Genomic DNA, 15,562 nt, shown 5'->3' with positions numbered 1-15,562 from the left:
ACCGCCTCCAGACAGAAAGGGCAGTAAGGACAGTACGTACGGGCTGAGCCTGAGCAAAGCCGGATCGGAATAGAATCACCAGGTCCGCGAAAGCTGGCCGATTTTTTTGTCGTCGTTGTTTTGCAGTGTAGATCGCCTGGCTAACGGCGGAACCCACAATTTCCCTTCGTTCTTTCTTCGGAAAGTGCCCCAGTTGCGGCACCGGATTTCCGCCCTTTTTCCAGGGAGCAGACGATGCGAAAGATGCAGGTAGTGCAAGTGGCAAAGCCCGGCGGGCCGCTGGAACTCGTCGAGCGTGACGTGCCCGAGCCGACCGAGGGGCATGTCCTCGTCAAGGTGCAGGCTTGCGGGATCTGCCATAGCGATTCGCTCACGAAGGAAGGCCATTGGCCGGGCCTGCAATTTCCGCGCGTGCCGGGACACGAGATTGCAGGCGTAATCGAAAAGCTGGGCCCGCGTGTCGATGAATGGCAGGTCGGGCAGCGTATCGGCGTGGGCTGGCATGGCGGGCACTGCGGCCATTGCGAACACTGCCGGCGCGGCGACTTCGTGCTGTGCAAGAGCGGGCGCATTCCGGGCATCAGCTACGACGGCGGTTACGCCGACTACATGACCGCGCCGCAGGAAGCGCTCGCGCGCATGCCCGACGATCTCCCGGACGTCGATGCCGCACCGCTCCTGTGCGCGGGCATCACCACCTTCAACGCACTGCGCCATAGCGGCGCGCGCGCGGGCGACGTCGTGGCGATCCTCGGCATCGGCGGCCTCGGCCATCTTGGCGTGCAGTACGCGCGAAAGATGGGTTTCCTCACCGTGGCCATCGCGCGCGGGCAAGACAAAGCGCCGCTCGCCACGCAACTCGGCGCGCATCACTACATCGACAGCGCCTCGCAGAATGTGGCCGAAGCGTTGCAGGCGCTTGGCGGCGCGCGCGTGATCCTCGCCACGGCCACGAGCGGCAAGGCCATGACGGCGGCGTTGGGCGGCCTGGGCTTGAACGGCAAGATGATCATGGTCGGCGTGTCGGAGGAGCCCGTGGAAGTGTCGATCGCGCAGTTCATCATGGGGCGCCATTCGGTGCAGGGCTGGCCCTCGGGCACCGCCGCCGATTCGCAGGACACGCTGGCGTTCAGCGCGCTCTCGGGCGTGAAGCCGATGATCGAGGAATATCCGCTTTCCCGCGCGGCCGAAGCCTATGACCGGATGATGAGCGGGAAAGCGCGCTTTCGCGTGGTGCTCAAGCCGGGAAGTTGAGTCGCATGCTCGTCGAGCATCGCGCGCTCCGGTCGCCGCTCCGGTCATCATTTCGTTGAGTCAGCAACATAGGCGTCCGGATCGATTGCCGACTACCGGGCGGCTACGTGCGAGATCCGTGCATCAGTGCGCGCGTGCGACGCTGCATGCGTGATCGAGCAGACCCTCCGCGTTGCCGGTTCCGCCTTCGATGTCGCGTCCGCTGTTGACGATCAGCCAGCCGTCGCGCGCGGCGTCGGGACCGGCGCCGGTCACGAGGATCGTCTGCGCGTCCATCGTCTGCTGCGCGCCAAGGTTTCGCGCCACGACGCGGAACGGATTGTTGCGGTCGTAGAGGCTCGTGACGCGCGTGACGCGATAGCGTTTGCCGTCGAGCGTGATCCAGTTCCACGCGCCGGGTGCGTCGGCGCGGTGCGGCGCGAGCGCTTCGGCGATATCGGTTCGCATGCAATCGACGTGAATGTGCAACTGGTTTTGCGAACGCTGTGTAGGCGAATTAATTTCGAGGCCAAGCTGGTAGGCGGCGAGCTGCATATCGAGCTTCGCATCGACATGGCGTCCGGCGTTCCATGCGCCCACCCAATATTCAGGCGAGCCCGCATAGAGAATTTCGGGGCTTTCGATGCCCGATACGCGGTCGGTCGGAATCAGCAGATATTGCGCGCGGCCCCGTATGTCCTTGAACACCGCATAGCGCTTGTCGAGATTGACGCTTGTGCATGGCGCAGGCTTGCCGGTGTCGCGCGCGTTCGGGACGCACTGGCCGCCGACGATTTCCCAGAGTGCGTTCGAGTCGACCTTGGACAGTCGCGCGCAGCCGCTGGCGGCCATGAGCGCAGTGGCGATGGCCGCGAGAAAGAAGGTCTTCAGCAGGGTGGTGTATCGCATGGACGCGGCGCAATCGAGACGGGAGAGCGGGGCAGGCCGCGCTTCACTGTGTCGCGATGGCGAGCGGCCCGTTGCAGCCGCGAGTGTAGCGGAATGCCTGTGTCAGGCCGGTTTCAGGCCGCCGCTTTAAAGTCGGTTTCGCGCCGCTTATTTACGCGGCGGATGAAACGTGAGCGGATGCTCGTCGTCTTCGTTGTCGGCGGCGGGCTTCGGGCCACACGAGCCGCATGTCCCGCAACCGTCGGCGCAATTGCCGGTCGCGCCGCGCGGCTGCAGCGCGCGGCCGATGCGTTGCGCGAATGCGCCGCGCCCCGCCTTGAGCAGGCTGGCGGCGAGGGCGGCCTGGCGGCGCGCCACCAGCGTCGGCGCGAGCTTGCGCAGCGTGTAGAGCGCGCTCAGGCCGACGAGCACGACGATTACCGCATATTGAGCGATCAGTCCGGTGCTCATGAGAAGCGGCTCGCGATCTGATACGTGAGTAGCGCCGCCAGATACGCCATCACGAACATATAGCCAAATGAGGCCGACACGGCGCGCCACGAGCGCGTCTCGCGCCGGATCACGGCGAGCGTCGACATGCATTGCGGCGCGAACGCGAACCACACCATCAGCGAGAGCGCGCTCGCGAGCGAGAAGTTATGCGCGAGCGTGTGACCAAGCCCGACGACGTCGGTGTCGCCGCCTGCCACGGAGTAGACCGTTGCGAGCGCGGCGACGGCGGTTTCGCGTGCGGCGAACGCCGGAATCAGCGAAAGGGTGATCTGCCAGTTAAAGCCGAGTGGCGCGAACGGATACTGCAGGAAGCGGCCCAGATAGCCCGCGAACGTGTAGTCGATGGCGGGACCGGTCGCGCCCGCGGGCGGCGAAGGGAATGTCGAGATGAACCACATCAGCACGCTCAGGGCGAGGATGATGCCGGTGAGACGCTTCAGGAAGATCATGCCGCGCTCCCACAGGCCGATGCCGATATCGCGTGCGCGCGGCATACGGTAGGACGGCAGTTCCATCAGCAGTGCGTGCTCGCGGCGGTCGCGTCGCAGATGCTTCATCACCCAGCCCACCACCATCGCGCCGATGATGCCCGCGACATAGAGCACGAACAGTACGAGCCCCTGCAGGTTGAACACGCCGAAGATCAACTGGTGCGGAATGAACGCGCCGATCAGGAGTGCATAGACGGGCAGCCGCGCGGAGCAGGTCATGAGCGGCGCGACGAGTATCGTCGCGAGACGGTCGCGCGGATCGGTGATGCTGCGCGTGCCCATGATGCCGGGAATCGCGCATGCGAAGCTCGACAGCAGCGGAATGAACGAGCGCCCCGTGAGCCCGACCGACACCATCACGCGATCGAGCAGGAACGCCGCGCGCGGCAGATAGCCCGATTCCTCGAGGACGAGGATGAAGAAGAACAATACGAGAATCTCGGGCAGGAAGCCGAGCACTGTGCCGACCCCGCTGAAGATCGCATCGGTCACGAGGCTGCGCAGCGGCCCCTCGGGCAGCACGGCGCCCGCCATGGCGCCGAGCCACGTGAAGGCGTCGCCGATCGCATCGGTGAGCGGCTTGCCGAGCGAGTAGACCGCCTGGAACACGAGGAACATCACGATCGCGAGGATCAGCGGACCGAAGAACGGGTGCAGCGTCCAGCGGTCGAGGGCGTCGTCGCGCGCGTCGGTGGCGCGCGGCATCGTCACCGCTGCGGCGAGGATGCCGCGCACGGTGGCGTGCAGATCGTCCGCGTCTTCGGGGCGCGCGCTGCCGTTCGCGGCTTGCGCATCGGTGCGGTCGAGCAGATCGATCAGCGCCTCGGCGCCGCCGCGCTGCACCGCCACGGTTTCGACCACCGGCATGCCGAGCAGGCGCGAGAGTTCGGCCACGTCCACGGTCACGCCGCGCCGCTTCGCGGCGTCCATCATGTTCAGCGCGAGCACGGCCGGGCGGCCGAGCCGTTTGACTTCGAGCACGAAGCGCAGATGCAGGCGCAGGTTCGTTGCGTCCGCAACGCAGACCACGAGGTCCGGCACGGCTTCGCCCGGATAGCGGCCGAGCAGCACGTCGCGCGTGACGCGCTCATCGGGGCTTGTCGAGTCGAAGCTGTACGCGCCGGGCAGATCGAGCAGCTGGACCTTGCGGCCCGAAGGCGTCGCGAAGCGGCCTTCCTTGCGCTCGACGGTGACGCCCGCGTAGTTGGCGACCTTCTGGCGTGCGCCGGTGAGCAGATTGAAGAGTGCGGTCTTGCCGCAGTTGGGATTGCCGACGAGGGCGATGCGCAGTGAGGCCTGGCTCACGATGCACTCGCCTCATGAACGCTCACGCGTTGTGCTTCGGCGCGGCGCAGCGCGAAGCGCGTCGAGCCGATCTGCACGAGCAGCGGATCGGCGCTCCAGGGCGCATGGGCGACGACGCGGACCGGCTCGCCCGGCACGAAGCCGAGATCGCGCAGGCGCTGGGCGATGGGATCGCGTTCATGCGCGTCGTCAACGCGCTCGACGTAGGCTGGGGTGCCTCTGGAGAGGTCTGTCAGACGCATGATTAGGAAGTGCAATTAATTAGAATGCGAACGATTCGCATTGTACGCCTCCGGGCGCGCACGGGGCGGCGGCCTGACGCCGGTAGGGTCAATGTGTCGCGCCGATGCAATGGGGGCGCGGTTGTGCGGGCGCAAGGCGCGCTGCGGCCAGGCGTGAGGGGCGTGAGGGGCGTGAAGGACGCGAAGGGCGTGAAGGGAGGGAACGTGAAGCGCGGCGCTTCGGGATGGCGATGCCGGTCCGCGTGCCGCCGCGCGTCAAATCCTGGGTGCGGGCAGGGTGCCGAGTATCTGCTCGAATGCAAGCCCGATTGCGAGCAGGCGCCGGTCGCTGCCGAGCGGCCCGTCGAGTTCGAGGCCCACGGGCAGCCGCCTGTAGGCGAGCCCGGCAGGCAGCGCAAGCCCTGGAATCCCGGCGTTGCTGGCCGGATCGGTATTGCGCAGGTAGGCGTTCATCTCGTCGATGGGCGCGGCCCCGTCAATCGAAACGCGCGATGAGCCGTTCAGCGTGTCGATGGGCACCGCGGCGAGGCGCGTGGTCGGAAACAGCAGCGCGTCGAGTCCGCCAGCGGCAAACGTCTGCGCGTAAAGCCGTTGCAGCTGCGGGCGCCAGACCGAGATCGCCGTTTGATAGTCGCCGCCGCGCCGGTCGGCGAGCACCGCATCGTAGGCCGCGCGCACGTCCGGGCTGGCGATGCGCGCCGCCACCGCAGCGACGCTCTGGACCGGCGTGTGGTTCGCCACGAGCCACGCGTGCAGATCCTCGATCGGTTCGTGCAGCGCGAGCGCGCCGCTCACGCGTTCGTTGAGCGCGAGCAGCTCGCTCATTTCGACGGGCACGAACGTTACGCCAGCCGCTTCGAGCTTGCCGAGCGCTGCGCGCGCCACGTCTTCCAGCGCGCGCTCGAGCCCTGCCCAGAGCGGTGCGGGCAACCCGATGCGCAGGTTCGTAACCGTTGCATGCGCAAGCGGGCCGTGACCGGTGATGACGCCGTCGAGCAGCGTCACGTCGGCGACCGTGCGCGCCATCGGCCCGACCGTGTCGCGCGTGTGGCTGATGGGCACGACGGCTTGCGGATCGTGATAGCGCCGCTGCGTGCCGCCGTCGCCGACGGACGGCCGCAGCCCGACGATGCCGCACAGCGCGGCGGGAATGCGCGTCGAGCCGCCCGTGTCGGTGCCGAGTCCGGCGGGCGCGATGCGTGCGGCGATGGCGGCGGCGGTGCCGCCCGACGATCCGCCGGGGATCCGTTCACAATCGTAGGGATTGCGCACGGGCCCTGCGGCCGGGCTCAGATTCGTGCTCGTGATGCCGAACGCCAGTTCGTGCATGTTGGCCTTGCCGAGCAGGATGGCGCCCGCATCGACGAGCCGCTGCACCGAGGGCGCATGTCGCGCGGGCATGAAGCCTTCGAGTGCGGGCGTGGCCGCCGACGTTTGCAGGCCGCGCGTGTTGATGTTGTCCTTCACGACGATGGGCAGCCCGGCCAGCGGCAGGCGCGCACGCTCGCTCGCGCCGAGTGCGTCGATGCGGCGCGCGGCGGCCAGCGCGCCTTCGACGTCGAGCACGGTGAGCGCATTGAGATTCGCGAGCGCCTGCGCGCGCGCCAGCAGCGTGGCGGCATATTCGGCGGCCTTCAACTGGCCTGACTGGATCGCTTCGACGGCTTGCGTCGCGGTGAGTGCGATCTGCTTGTCGACAGTCCACGTCATGCGGTCGTTCTCCTCGACGTAGCGTTCGTACCGTTCTCACTATGTGAAGGCCATTCTGTCACAACGGTCAGGAAGCGTATTGCGCTACGCGTAGTGGCGTTGCTCGTCGATCCACATGCACGCCCAGCGGTACGCGTAGGCCAGTGCGTTCGCTTCGTCGAAGAAGTAGTCGAGCGCATCGAACGAGCGGGCGTCGCCCGGCTGTGTGCCGATGGTCAGGTTGGCCGCGTACAGGCCGTTTGGCAGGCGCTGCGCTGCCGGGGCAATGTCGTAGCCCTTGTAGCGGAAAACTGGGTTCATGGCGATCGATCTCTGCTTGCGTTCCGGGCGGCGCGCAAACTGGGCGGCGCAGGCACGTACGCATCGGGGCGCGCGTGCGGGTGCAACCAGGCGTTCGTCGCAAGCTAATCACGGGCGGACTGGAACGGTCGGCGAAATGATCCGGATGAGGCGAGTTGCGTGTCCGGAGTCAATGTCGTTCACAGGCCGCCCGGTGTCTGTGGGGTGGCGTACCAGCGGCCCCGGTGGATTTGCCCCATGCGTGCGGTGGCGGACGTTGCGCAGCTACGAATTGCTGCGCCGTGCCGCGTTGCCGCAGCGCCCAAACCCGACGTTGTCCCGATTCTGTCCCGATTCGCTGCGTGATCCGTTGCTAAACTACGGGAGTCGCGCAAACACGCGTTGCGCAATCCACGAGGGGAACACAATGGTGCGGTACCGGCACTACAAGGGTGGCGTCTACGAACTGGTCTGCGAGGCGACGCTCGAATCCGACCCGTCGGTCACGATGATCGTGTACCGCGCGGCGAACGGCACGATCTGGACGCGGCCAGCTTCGGTGTTCTTCGAACTCGTCGAACACGAAGGTGCGCTGGTGCCGCGCTTTGCGCCCGTCAACTGAAACCTGAACTTCGCCCTGCGCGGCGCTCACGACCATGCGTCTTCTGATCGCGATCTTTCTGCCCTGGTTGCTGTTTTTCACGATTGGCCGTCCGCTGGCGGGCGTGATCTGCCTGATTCTCCAGATCACGCTGATCGGCTGGATTCCGGCTGCTATCTGGGCCGTCTATTCACTCAGCCAGTTCCACACCGACCGCAAGATCGACGCAGCTTTCGGCAAGCGCCGATCATGAGTGGGTGTGAAAGCCGCCATGACACGTGTAATGGCGGCTAACAATTCGGTGAGAACTTCATGGCGCCTCTGTTTTCTTACGCATAGAAAGGGGGGTGAACAATGATCAAGATCGTCTTTGTCGCAGGCGCGATTGCGCTGCTGAGCGGGTGTGTGGTCGCGCCCGGTTATGACTATGGCTACGGATATGGCTATGGACAGCCCTATCCCGGCTACTACGGCTACGCGCCTGCCTACGGAACCGTGGATGTCGGCATTTGGGGCGGCGGCGACGGCGGCTGGCATGGCCGTGGAGACCACGATTGGTGGGGCGGCGAACGCGGCGAACGCGGTGGACGCGGCGGTCGCGGTGGCAGGCGCTAACCGTACAAAAACCGGCCTGCACGCATGCGCAGGCTGAAAACAATCAGGCCCGCCTCTCTCGCGAGGGCGGGCCTGATTGTTTGAATGCCTCGGGCTTGTGCCGAGGCCCGTTCGATTCAGGTCGGTTACTGGCCCGATTGCGACGTACCGTTCGTCGACGGACCAAAAGCGGTCGCAGCGCGCTGGGCTTCGACCTTCGCTTCGGCGGCCTGGATATTGTCGGGATAGTGCATCCAGTCGCTCGGGTTGTAGCCGGCGGCGCGCAGTTGCGTGAGTTCGGCGCGTACCTGTGCGCGGGTCACGGGTTGTTGTTGCTGGGCGAACGAAAGAGCCGGAACGGTGAGCACTGCGGCGACCACGGCGGCCTTGAGAATCGGTTTCATGACGCTACCTCCAATAGATTTTGTGAGTGGCCTCGGCGTATTGCGGTGGTATTGCGCTGGCCATGGCGTCAATGTAGGTGCTCGCATGATCAGGGTAAATACCTGGGAAGCGAATTCACTGTTCGTGCGGCGACAACAGTCGCCCTGGGTATTCATCTTACGAATCCATCATGAAGACAACGTTGCGTCCGGCACGTCGAGCACCAGGTCGGTCTGCGCGATGGCCACGCATGTCAGTACGTAGCCTTCGGCTTTCTCCTCGCGGCTCAGCCCCGGCCATTCGATCGTAAAGCGGACTTCGCCGCTCACGGCGCGGCAGATGCACGTCCGGCACGTTCCGTTGCGGCACATGCGCGGCAGGCGGATGCCGGCGCGGCGCGCCGCCTCCAGCAACGTGAGCTCCGGCGGCGCCTCGAACGTCACGCCGAGCGGTTCGATGCGCACGCGCGGCGTGCGCTTGCAATCGTCCGCGCTCATGAAATCGATACGCCCAGCAGTCGGCCCGCGCCCGCCGTAAACGCCGCCGCGACGAGCCCGATCACGATCTGCCGCAACGCAGAAAACGTTGCGCTGCGCCCGTTGAAAAGCGACGTGAACACGCCGACTGCCGCGAGCCCGATTGCGCTCAGCACGACCGACTGCACGATTGCCGACGTGCCGCGCGCCCACAGAAATGCGGCGGTGGGAAACGCTGCGCCGAGCGAAAAGAGACAAAACGACACCGCCGCCGCCGACCACGGATTGCCGCCCAGTTCCTTCGGATCGATGCCCAGTTCTTCGCGCGCGAGCGTGTCGAGCGCCTGATCGCGGTCCCGCATGATCTGCGCGGCGACGCGCCGCGATTCGTCGGCGTCGATGCCCTTCGCCTGGTAAATCAGCGCGAGTTCGTGGCGTTCGGCGTCGGGCGTGTGCTCGAGTTCGTCGGCTTCCCGCGCGAGCTGCGTGCGCGCGAGCTCACGCGCGTTGGTGACCGACAGCCATTCGCCGAGCGCCATCGAACACGCGCCTGCCACGAGCCCGGCGAGCCCCGTGAGCAGGATCGTGTGGTTGGCGCTGCCCGCGCCCGCGACGCCCATGATGAGGCAGAAGTTCGAGACGAGTCCGTCGTTGGCCCCGAGTACGGCGGCGCGCAGGTCGTTGCCCGACGTCGCGCCCTTGTGCCACGACTCGGCGGCGGCGATCTGCTCGCCTTTCGGGCGCTTGCGCGCGGTCCTGGCCGCGACGAACGACTGCACGATCGCCGCGTGCTGCTGTTCCTGCGCGGAGAGCTTTTCGGCGCCCGGTTCGTGCGCGTAGCGGTCGCGGTCGGCGTATTCGGCGGCGGCGACGGTCGGCAGCACGATCGACGGGCCGAATACGCGCGTAAGCGCCTGAAGCAGCCGCGTTTTCGCGCTGCGCCGATGCGGCCGCGGACGCACGCCGTTAGCCGTGAGCTTGTCGTGCCACACGCGCGCATGCTCACGCTCGGACGCGGCGAGTTCGGCGAAGATCTTGCGGCGCCCTGTGTCCTGCTCGACGGCAGACAGCGTGTCGTAGACGGCAGCGCTATCGAGTTCGTCGGCGAGATTGCGCCTGAAGCGTTTGAGTTCCTGGGCAGAGGCCATGGCATGCGTGGGCGAGAGGATTCGCCAAGCTTAACCTGGCCCGCAGCCTGCCCGCACGGCGGCAGGCAAACCGGATTGCACGCACATTGCACGCACCTGCTGCGTTGCAATGCAGCAGGTCATTTGCGTGCAATTTTTAGTGCGGTTTTGCACTGCGTCATGATTCAGGATTGCTGACCAGCTTCGAATTCCCCGCAAGCCCTCAGATTCCGCTTGCGTTCATTCGCGCGAGTGCCAGGATGAAGAGAAGCGCGTAGCGGTCTCGCGCCCCGGCGGCGGCCGATGGACCGCGGCGGGCTCCGTTTGACGGAGTACATCATGGTGCATGGTGAATTGAGGATTGTGGGCGCGACGCTCGCCACGTTCGCCGCGCTGTTCGGCGTGGCGCTGGTGCTTCACGGGCTGTTCTTCGATCTGAGCAATGTCGTGTTGTACGGCGCGGCAACCATTGGCGCGAGCGTCGTTGCGTTCGTCGTGATGCTGACCCTGTACCCGACGGATATCGACGATCAGCAGCATCAGCAGCGGCATCGCGAAACGTAACGTGCGACGTCATTTCGCTGCGATGCGGCATACGCGCGGGTGCATGGGGCGCGTCTGTGCGCGCACAGAAAAGGGCAGCGAGCGGGCAGGAAGCGTGCAAAAAGCGGGACCGGGCGCGTGATTTTCCGACTGCGACAACGCCGGCCTTGCGACCCGTGTGAAGTCGTCTAAAGTAAATCCAATCAACCGGCGAAAACGTGTCGCCCAGGACGCGAACTGATGGCGGCTGATGAGATTCCGCGCGCGCCAGGGGAGGGGCAACAGCAGCGCGGCCCGCCCAACCTCAACCAAAGGCCTTGCCCATGCAGATCATTTTTCCGAAGGTAGTCCCCGAGTATTCGGGGCCCGACTTGACGCTGGCGTTTCCGGCGATGATCGATGGGCAGAGAGTGGAGTGCACGATCACGTCGGCGGCGCTGGAAGATCATTTCGGTGCAGCATCGCCCCGAGCCGAAGACATGCTCCACGCGTTCGACAACCATCGCGACCGGATCGAAGCCGTCGCGCGCCGGCTGTTGTCGGAAACCGATGCACGGTGCCGCGTGTTGCGTAGCGGCTATGTCCGTTTCGTGCAGGCCAATATCGCCGCTTCTTGAGCCGTGTTTTGCGCCGCTTCTTCAGCCGCCTTTTGAGCCGCCTTTGACCCACGGCGGGCGCGTCGCGGCGCGCATCCTCTCGTGATCTTCATGCATGCCGGGCCGCGCGCCCGGTTTTGCTGCTGTGCGCTTTTCAGGCCTTCAATCAGGCCTTCAGATAGAAGAAGCGGAACAGGAACACCGCCGCGATGATCCACACGATCGGCTTGACCCCGCGCACGCGGCCGGTCAGCAGCTTCAGCGCCCCGTACGAGATGAAGCCGAACGCCACGCCGTCGGCGATCGAATACGTGAACGGCATCGTGAGCGCGGTCAGCACGGCGGGCACGGCTTCGGTGGCGTCTTCCCAGTCGAGCGCGGCGATCTCGCGCATCATCAGGCACGACACATAGAGCAGCGCGGGCGCGGTCGCGTAGCCGGGCACGACGCCCGCGAGCGGGGCGACGAACAGGCACGCGAGGAACAGCACGGCCACGGTCAGCGCCGTGACGCCGGTGCGGCCGCCTGCCTGCACACCCGAGGCGCTTTCGATGTACGCCGTCGTCGACGACGTGCCGAGCACCGAGCCCGCGAGAATCGCCGTGCTGTCGGCGAGCAGCGCGCGGTTCAGGCGGTGCATCTTGCCGTGCACGAGCAGCCCCGCGCGGTTGGCGACGCCCATCAGCGTGCCGGTGGCGTCGAACAGTTCGACGAGGAAGAACACGAGGATCACGTTGAGCACGCCCGTCGAGAGCGCGGCGCGCACGTCGAGCTGCAGGAACGTCGGCGCAATCGAGGGCGGCGCGGAGAAGACGCCGTGGAACGCGTTGCCGCCGAAGAAGAACGAGAGGACGGTCACGCCCACGATGCCGATCAGGATCGCGCCGCGCACGCGCAGCACGTCGAGCGTGACGATCGCGAAGAAGCCGATGATCGCGAGGATCGTGTGCGGATCGTGCAGATTGCCGAGCGTGACGAGCGTGGCCGGGTTGCCCGTGACGATGCCGGCGTTCTTGAGCGAGATGAGCGCGAGAAAGAGACCGATACCGGTTGTGATGGAGGCGCGGATCGAATGCGGAATGCCGTTGATGATGGCTTCGCGCACGCGTAGCAGCGTCACGATGAAGAAGAGACACCCCGAGATGAACACGGCGCCGAGCGCCGCTTGCCACGTGAAGCCCATGCCCTTGACGACGGTGTAGGCGAAATAGGCGTTCAGGCCCATGCCGGGCGCGAGCGCGATCGGGTAGTTCGCGTAGAGGCCCAAGATGATCGACGCGATTGCCGCGACCAGGCAGGTGGCGACGAACACCGATTCCTTCGGCATGCCGGCATCGCCGAGGATGGCCGGATTGACGAAGATGATGTAAGCCATCGTGAGGAAGGTGGTGATCCCGGCTAGGATTTCGGTACGCAGGTCGGTGCCTGCTTCTTCGAAGCCGAAATAGCGCTTGATGGCGTCCATGAGGATTGAGCCTTTGAGTGTCGAGCGGATGGTCTTGTTGTGGAGATCGGAGCCGGCGCGGAGGGTGCGGCGAGGGCGTCGCGGAGCCTGGAAACAGCCGGTTCCGGGCGGGATTGTAAACAAGCTTGACAGTCGCGGTGCCGAATTCCGTCAGCGTGCGTGGCGCAGGTGCGTCAGCGCGGGCGGCGGGTGGAGGCGGCCACGGCGCTGCCCGGCGATGTCGTGCGGGGCTTTGAGGCTGCACTGGCGCGAGGTGCAGGCCGCGCGCCAGCGATGAGAGACGTGATGTCGAGGGGGAGGGCGTTATTGCTACTGCGGTTGCGTCTGGCCCGCGGCGGCGCGGCGCTGCGCCACGATGGCGCCTGCGCGTTGTGCATTGGCGGGGTAGTCGATCCAGTCGAACGGGTCATAGCCCGCCTGAAGCCAGTCGACCAGATCGGCCTGGACCTGAGCGCGTGTCAGGGGAGCCTGGGAGCCGACGGGCTGCGCCAGCGCAGCCGTCGAAGCTGCCGCGCCGGCTGCCACCAGCACGGCGAGCGTGATGCGAGAGGGAGAGATCATGGCCATGCCTTTTGTATTAGGGATTACCCTAAAAAGTATAGGCGTTGTTGCGCTAAATCAAAGCATTCAAAGCGGATGTGGCGTGGCCGCGCGGGGGCGTGCGTCAGGCGTGCATCAGGCGTCGTCAGGGCGTTGCGCGCCTGTCCACTGGCGCGCCAGCCGATAGTCGGCCGGACGCATGCCCGTCCACTTGCGAAAGGCGCGGTGGAACGCGCTCGGCTCGGCGAAGCCCACGGCTGCCGCAACGTCCGCGACCGAGCGGCGCGAATCCTGTAGCGCCGCGATGGCCAGGTCGCGCCGCAACGCGTCCTTGATCGACTGGCAACTGTGGCCCTCCTGTTTGAGCCGGCGGCGCAATGTGGCGGGCGCGACGTTCAGGCGCCGCGCGATCGTATCGGCATCGGGCCACGCCGTGGCCGGGAGCGCGCGCAGCGTCCGGCGCACGCGTGCCGCGAATGAACCCGGATTGCGGTACTTCACGACGAAGTTGCCCGGCGCGTTGCGCAGGAACGCGCGCGCCGAACCGGGCGTCTGGATCACGGGCAACTCGAGAAACGCCGGTGACAGGTCGACATACGAGGCGTCCTCGCCGAACGTCATGTCGTCGCAGAACATGAGCCGGTACTCGTCCACCGCATCCGGCGCCGCGCAGCGAAAACGCGCGGCGATGAGCGGAATGCGCCGCCCCACCAGCCAGCACACGAGCCCGTAGACGAGGATGAACCACGTTGCGTACGCAAAGATCGTCGGCGTGGCCGTGCCTTCGCGATGCACGAACGCAATGCGCACGCGCGCCGCGTCGATATCGACGTGACCTGCCAGGTCGTCGAGCACGAGCCGCATGAAGCTCACCGCGCGCTGCAGCGCCTGGCGGCCGGTGCGCGCGGTGAGCGCCGCGTGCGTCATCGCGACGAAGCTTCCGCTCTTCATCGCATGCGAGTCCTGGCCGAAGAATTCGTCGTCGAGCGCGTGCGCGATCCCCATCCACAGCGCGCCGTATTGCGCGGCGCTCACGCGCGCCCGAGGCGTTGCGAGCGCGGCCCGCGCAATGCCCGCGGCCTCGAGTATGGGGGCGACGTCGAGCTTGCGTTCGCGTGCCAGCGCAAGCGTCTCGTTGACGAGGCTCATCGCGATGGTGCCTTTTTCGCTCAGCTTGATCGGTTTCGCGTTCGGCACGAGATGCATCTCCTGAAGGGTTGCCGGAAGTGATATGGTAAATCCGATCAACGAGTTTGATCGTGGCGGACATGGAACGCCGTCGCGCGGATGCCTACACTTTTCTCAGGTGTTGCAGCCGCGCCCGAGGGGCGCGACAGTGAGCGCAGCCCGCACGACGGGCCGCGCGTTTCGCCGCAGTGCAGCACGCGCGTCTTGTGCAAAGACGTGCGCAGAGACAGGAAGGGGACAGACATGGATGAGTTCTACACCGAGGATCAACGGATGATCCGCGACGCCGCGCGCGACTTCTCGACCGAACAACTTGCGCCGAATGCAGCGCAATGGGATCGCGACGGCAAGCTGCCCGACGAGATCGTGAAGCAGTTGGGCGAGCTGGGCTTTCTCGGCATGATCGTGCCGCAGGAGCTGGGCGGCTCGTACACCGACTACGTGGCTTATGCGCTCGCGATGGAGGAGATCGCTGCGGGTTGCGCGTCATGCGCAACGCTGGTGAGCGTGCACAACTCGGTGGGCTGCGGGCCGATCCTGAAGTACGGCACCGAAGCGCAGAAGGACCGCTATCTGCGCAAGCTCGCCGCAGGCGAGATGATTGGCGCGTTCTGCCTGACCGAGCCGCAGGCCGGTTCCGAGGCCAACAATCTGCGCACGCGCGCGCAGTTGCTCGACGGCCAGTGGGTGCTCGACGGCAACAAGCAGTTCGTCACGAACGGCTCGCGTGCGCAGATCGCGATCGTGTTTGCCGTCACCGACGCCGACGCGGGCAAGCGCGGCATTTCCGCCTTCATTGTCCCGACCGATACGCCGGGATTCAACGTCGGCCCGTCCGAGAAGAAGATGGGCATTCGCGCTTCCGACACCTGCCCGATCACGCTCGATCACTGCACGATCCCTGAAGCCAATCTGCTCGGCCAGCGCGGCGAGGGCTTGAAGATCGCGCTGTCGAATCTCGAAGGCGGACGCATCGGCATCGCGGCGCAGGCGCTCGGCATCGCGCGTGCGGCGTTCGATGCGGCGCGCAACTACGCGCACGAGCGCGTGCAATTCGGCGAACCGATCGTGCGGCACCAGAGCGTGGCGAACATGCTCGCCGACATGCACACGCAGATCAACGCCGCTCGCCTTCTCGTGCATCACGCGGCGCGGCTGCGCACGCTCGGCAAGCCGTGTCTTTCGGAGGCGTCGCAGGCGAAGCTCTACGCGTCCGAAATGGCCGAGGAAGTGTGCTCGCATGCGATCCAGATTCACGGCGGTTATGGGTTCCTCAATGATTACCCGGTGGAGCGCCACTACCGCGATGCGCGCATCACGCAGATCTATGAAGGCACCAGTGAAGTGCAGCGCATGGTGATTGCACGGCAGCTTTGAGTGGGAAGGA

The 15,562-nt window shown here is 66.0% G+C and carries 19 protein-coding genes; 7 read left to right on the top strand and 12 right to left on the bottom strand.

The window, feature by feature from the left end; all coding sequences use genetic code 11:
• The first annotated feature begins 234 nt into the window (after window positions 1-234).
• Entirely contained in the window at window positions 235-1,254 is a 1,020-nt protein-coding gene (locus EPN59_RS16535) for an alcohol dehydrogenase (RefSeq protein ID WP_293034102.1), read from the top strand.
• 123 nt (window positions 1,255-1,377) lie between these two features.
• On the opposite strand, the gene EPN59_RS16530 is transcribed toward EPN59_RS16535, so the two are convergent.
• The 6 genes from EPN59_RS16530 to EPN59_RS16505 all read right to left on the bottom strand — a co-directional run bounded on the left by EPN59_RS16530 (window position 1,378) and on the right by EPN59_RS16505 (window position 6,682).
• Window positions 1,378-2,142, bottom strand: coding sequence for a CDP-diacylglycerol diphosphatase (locus EPN59_RS16530; protein WP_293034101.1), 765 nt, complete (start codon window positions 2,140-2,142; stop codon window positions 1,378-1,380).
• Window positions 2,143-2,289: 147 nt separating this feature from the next.
• Complete coding sequence (locus EPN59_RS16525; RefSeq protein ID WP_293034100.1) at window positions 2,290-2,592, bottom strand: DUF6587 family protein; 303 nt, start codon at window positions 2,590-2,592, stop codon at window positions 2,290-2,292.
• Entirely contained in the window at window positions 2,589-4,430 is a 1,842-nt protein-coding gene (locus EPN59_RS16520; RefSeq protein ID WP_293034099.1) for a ferrous iron transporter B, read from the bottom strand. Before EPN59_RS16520 ends, EPN59_RS16525 begins: the two co-directional genes overlap by 4 nt.
• Complete coding sequence (locus EPN59_RS16515) at window positions 4,427-4,672, bottom strand: FeoA family protein (RefSeq protein ID WP_293034098.1); 246 nt, start codon at window positions 4,670-4,672, stop codon at window positions 4,427-4,429. Before EPN59_RS16515 ends, EPN59_RS16520 begins: the two co-directional genes overlap by 4 nt.
• A gap of 255 nt (window positions 4,673-4,927) precedes the next feature.
• The gene (gene iaaH / locus EPN59_RS16510) at window positions 4,928-6,382 is read right to left on the bottom strand and encodes an indoleacetamide hydrolase (protein ID WP_293046395.1); all 1,455 of its coding nucleotides are present in this window, start codon (window positions 6,380-6,382) and stop codon (window positions 4,928-4,930) included.
• An 84-nt stretch (window positions 6,383-6,466) separates the two neighbouring features.
• Window positions 6,467-6,682 (bottom strand): transcriptional regulator, encoded by a 216-nt coding sequence (locus EPN59_RS16505; RefSeq protein WP_293041073.1) that lies wholly within the window; start codon window positions 6,680-6,682, stop codon window positions 6,467-6,469.
• Between the two features lie 406 nt (window positions 6,683-7,088).
• Here EPN59_RS16505 and EPN59_RS16500 point away from each other — a divergent pair, with 406 nt between their 5' ends.
• From EPN59_RS16500 to EPN59_RS16490, 3 genes are all read left to right on the top strand, one after another.
• A complete protein-coding gene (locus tag EPN59_RS16500) occupies window positions 7,089-7,283 on the top strand; it encodes a DUF1653 domain-containing protein (RefSeq protein ID WP_293041070.1) in 195 nt (64 codons plus the stop codon).
• Window positions 7,284-7,317: 34 nt separating this feature from the next.
• Window positions 7,318-7,515, top strand: coding sequence for a YqaE/Pmp3 family membrane protein (locus EPN59_RS16495; protein WP_293041067.1), 198 nt, complete (start codon window positions 7,318-7,320; stop codon window positions 7,513-7,515).
• 101 nt (window positions 7,516-7,616) lie between these two features.
• Window positions 7,617-7,877 carry a hypothetical protein gene (locus tag EPN59_RS16490; RefSeq protein ID WP_293041065.1) on the top strand — a complete coding sequence of 87 codons (261 nt, stop codon included), beginning with the start codon at window positions 7,617-7,619 and terminating at the stop codon, window positions 7,875-7,877.
• Between the two features lie 125 nt (window positions 7,878-8,002).
• On the opposite strand, the gene EPN59_RS16485 is transcribed toward EPN59_RS16490, so the two are convergent.
• The 3 genes from EPN59_RS16485 to EPN59_RS16475 form a co-directional block, all read right to left on the bottom strand.
• Complete coding sequence (locus EPN59_RS16485) at window positions 8,003-8,260, bottom strand: DUF4148 domain-containing protein (protein ID WP_293041062.1); 258 nt, start codon at window positions 8,258-8,260, stop codon at window positions 8,003-8,005.
• 168 nt (window positions 8,261-8,428) lie between these two features.
• A complete protein-coding gene (locus tag EPN59_RS16480) occupies window positions 8,429-8,737 on the bottom strand; it encodes a 2Fe-2S iron-sulfur cluster-binding protein (protein WP_293041060.1) in 309 nt (102 codons plus the stop codon).
• The gene (locus tag EPN59_RS16475; RefSeq protein WP_293041057.1) at window positions 8,734-9,864 is read right to left on the bottom strand and encodes a VIT1/CCC1 transporter family protein; all 1,131 of its coding nucleotides are present in this window, start codon (window positions 9,862-9,864) and stop codon (window positions 8,734-8,736) included. The genes EPN59_RS16480 and EPN59_RS16475 overlap by 4 nt, the downstream gene beginning before the upstream one ends.
• Before the next feature lie 318 nt (window positions 9,865-10,182).
• Between EPN59_RS16475 and EPN59_RS16470 the strand changes: the two genes are divergently transcribed.
• Window positions 10,183-10,407, top strand: a complete 225-nt coding sequence (locus EPN59_RS16470) for a DUF2964 family protein (RefSeq protein WP_293041054.1) — start codon at window positions 10,183-10,185, stop codon at window positions 10,405-10,407.
• A gap of 302 nt (window positions 10,408-10,709) precedes the next feature.
• Window positions 10,710-11,003, top strand: a complete 294-nt coding sequence (locus tag EPN59_RS16465) for a DUF1488 domain-containing protein (protein WP_293041078.1) — start codon at window positions 10,710-10,712, stop codon at window positions 11,001-11,003.
• Window positions 11,004-11,148: 145 nt separating this feature from the next.
• On the opposite strand, the gene EPN59_RS16460 is transcribed toward EPN59_RS16465, so the two are convergent.
• The 3 genes from EPN59_RS16460 to EPN59_RS16450 all read right to left on the bottom strand — a co-directional run bounded on the left by EPN59_RS16460 (window position 11,149) and on the right by EPN59_RS16450 (window position 14,193).
• Window positions 11,149-12,447 (bottom strand): NCS2 family permease, encoded by a 1,299-nt coding sequence (locus EPN59_RS16460; RefSeq protein WP_293039880.1) that lies wholly within the window; start codon window positions 12,445-12,447, stop codon window positions 11,149-11,151.
• Window positions 12,448-12,756: 309 nt separating this feature from the next.
• Window positions 12,757-13,008 (bottom strand): DUF4148 domain-containing protein, encoded by a 252-nt coding sequence (locus EPN59_RS16455; protein WP_293039877.1) that lies wholly within the window; start codon window positions 13,006-13,008, stop codon window positions 12,757-12,759.
• 114 nt (window positions 13,009-13,122) lie between these two features.
• Window positions 13,123-14,193, bottom strand: coding sequence for an AraC family transcriptional regulator (locus EPN59_RS16450; protein WP_293039883.1), 1,071 nt, complete (start codon window positions 14,191-14,193; stop codon window positions 13,123-13,125).
• A gap of 225 nt (window positions 14,194-14,418) precedes the next feature.
• Here EPN59_RS16450 and EPN59_RS16445 point away from each other — a divergent pair, with 225 nt between their 5' ends.
• On the top strand, window positions 14,419-15,552 hold the full coding sequence (locus EPN59_RS16445; protein ID WP_293046393.1) for an acyl-CoA dehydrogenase: 1,134 nt from the start codon (window positions 14,419-14,421) through the stop codon (window positions 15,550-15,552).
• Window positions 15,553-15,562 lie beyond the last annotated feature (10 nt).

This window comes from Paraburkholderia sp. (genome assembly GCF_004298475.1).
GTDB classification, from domain to species: Bacteria; Pseudomonadota; Gammaproteobacteria; order Burkholderiales; family Burkholderiaceae; genus Paraburkholderia; species Paraburkholderia denitrificans.
The sequence above is the reverse complement of the archived record's forward strand: the minus strand, read 5'-3'. Positions and strand labels throughout refer to the sequence as shown.

Coding starts and splice junctions, on each gene's coding strand:
- EPN59_RS16535 (WP_293034102.1), top strand. CDS start 235: ATGCGAAAGATGCAGGTAGTGCAAGTGGCAAAGCCCGGCGGGCCGCTG.
- EPN59_RS16530 (WP_293034101.1), bottom strand. CDS start 2,142: ATGCGATACACCACCCTGCTGAAGACCTTCTTTCTCGCGGCCATCGCC.
- EPN59_RS16525 (WP_293034100.1), bottom strand. CDS start 2,592: ATGAGCACCGGACTGATCGCTCAATATGCGGTAATCGTCGTGCTCGTC.
- EPN59_RS16515 (WP_293034098.1), bottom strand. CDS start 4,672: ATGCGTCTGACAGACCTCTCCAGAGGCACCCCAGCCTACGTCGAGCGC.
- iaaH (WP_293046395.1), bottom strand. CDS start 6,382: ATGACGTGGACTGTCGACAAGCAGATCGCACTCACCGCGACGCAAGCC.
- EPN59_RS16505 (WP_293041073.1), bottom strand. CDS start 6,682: ATGAACCCAGTTTTCCGCTACAAGGGCTACGACATTGCCCCGGCAGCG.
- EPN59_RS16500 (WP_293041070.1), top strand. CDS start 7,089: ATGGTGCGGTACCGGCACTACAAGGGTGGCGTCTACGAACTGGTCTGC.
- EPN59_RS16495 (WP_293041067.1), top strand. CDS start 7,318: ATGCGTCTTCTGATCGCGATCTTTCTGCCCTGGTTGCTGTTTTTCACG.
- EPN59_RS16490 (WP_293041065.1), top strand. CDS start 7,617: ATGATCAAGATCGTCTTTGTCGCAGGCGCGATTGCGCTGCTGAGCGGG.
- EPN59_RS16485 (WP_293041062.1), bottom strand. CDS start 8,260: ATGAAACCGATTCTCAAGGCCGCCGTGGTCGCCGCAGTGCTCACCGTT.
- EPN59_RS16480 (WP_293041060.1), bottom strand. CDS start 8,737: ATGAGCGCGGACGATTGCAAGCGCACGCCGCGCGTGCGCATCGAACCG.
- EPN59_RS16475 (WP_293041057.1), bottom strand. CDS start 9,864: ATGGCCTCTGCCCAGGAACTCAAACGCTTCAGGCGCAATCTCGCCGAC.
- EPN59_RS16470 (WP_293041054.1), top strand. CDS start 10,183: ATGGTGCATGGTGAATTGAGGATTGTGGGCGCGACGCTCGCCACGTTC.
- EPN59_RS16465 (WP_293041078.1), top strand. CDS start 10,710: ATGCAGATCATTTTTCCGAAGGTAGTCCCCGAGTATTCGGGGCCCGAC.
- EPN59_RS16460 (WP_293039880.1), bottom strand. CDS start 12,447: ATGGACGCCATCAAGCGCTATTTCGGCTTCGAAGAAGCAGGCACCGAC.
- EPN59_RS16455 (WP_293039877.1), bottom strand. CDS start 13,008: ATGATCTCTCCCTCTCGCATCACGCTCGCCGTGCTGGTGGCAGCCGGC.
- EPN59_RS16450 (WP_293039883.1), bottom strand. CDS start 14,193: ATGCATCTCGTGCCGAACGCGAAACCGATCAAGCTGAGCGAAAAAGGC.
- EPN59_RS16445 (WP_293046393.1), top strand. CDS start 14,419: ATGGATGAGTTCTACACCGAGGATCAACGGATGATCCGCGACGCCGCG.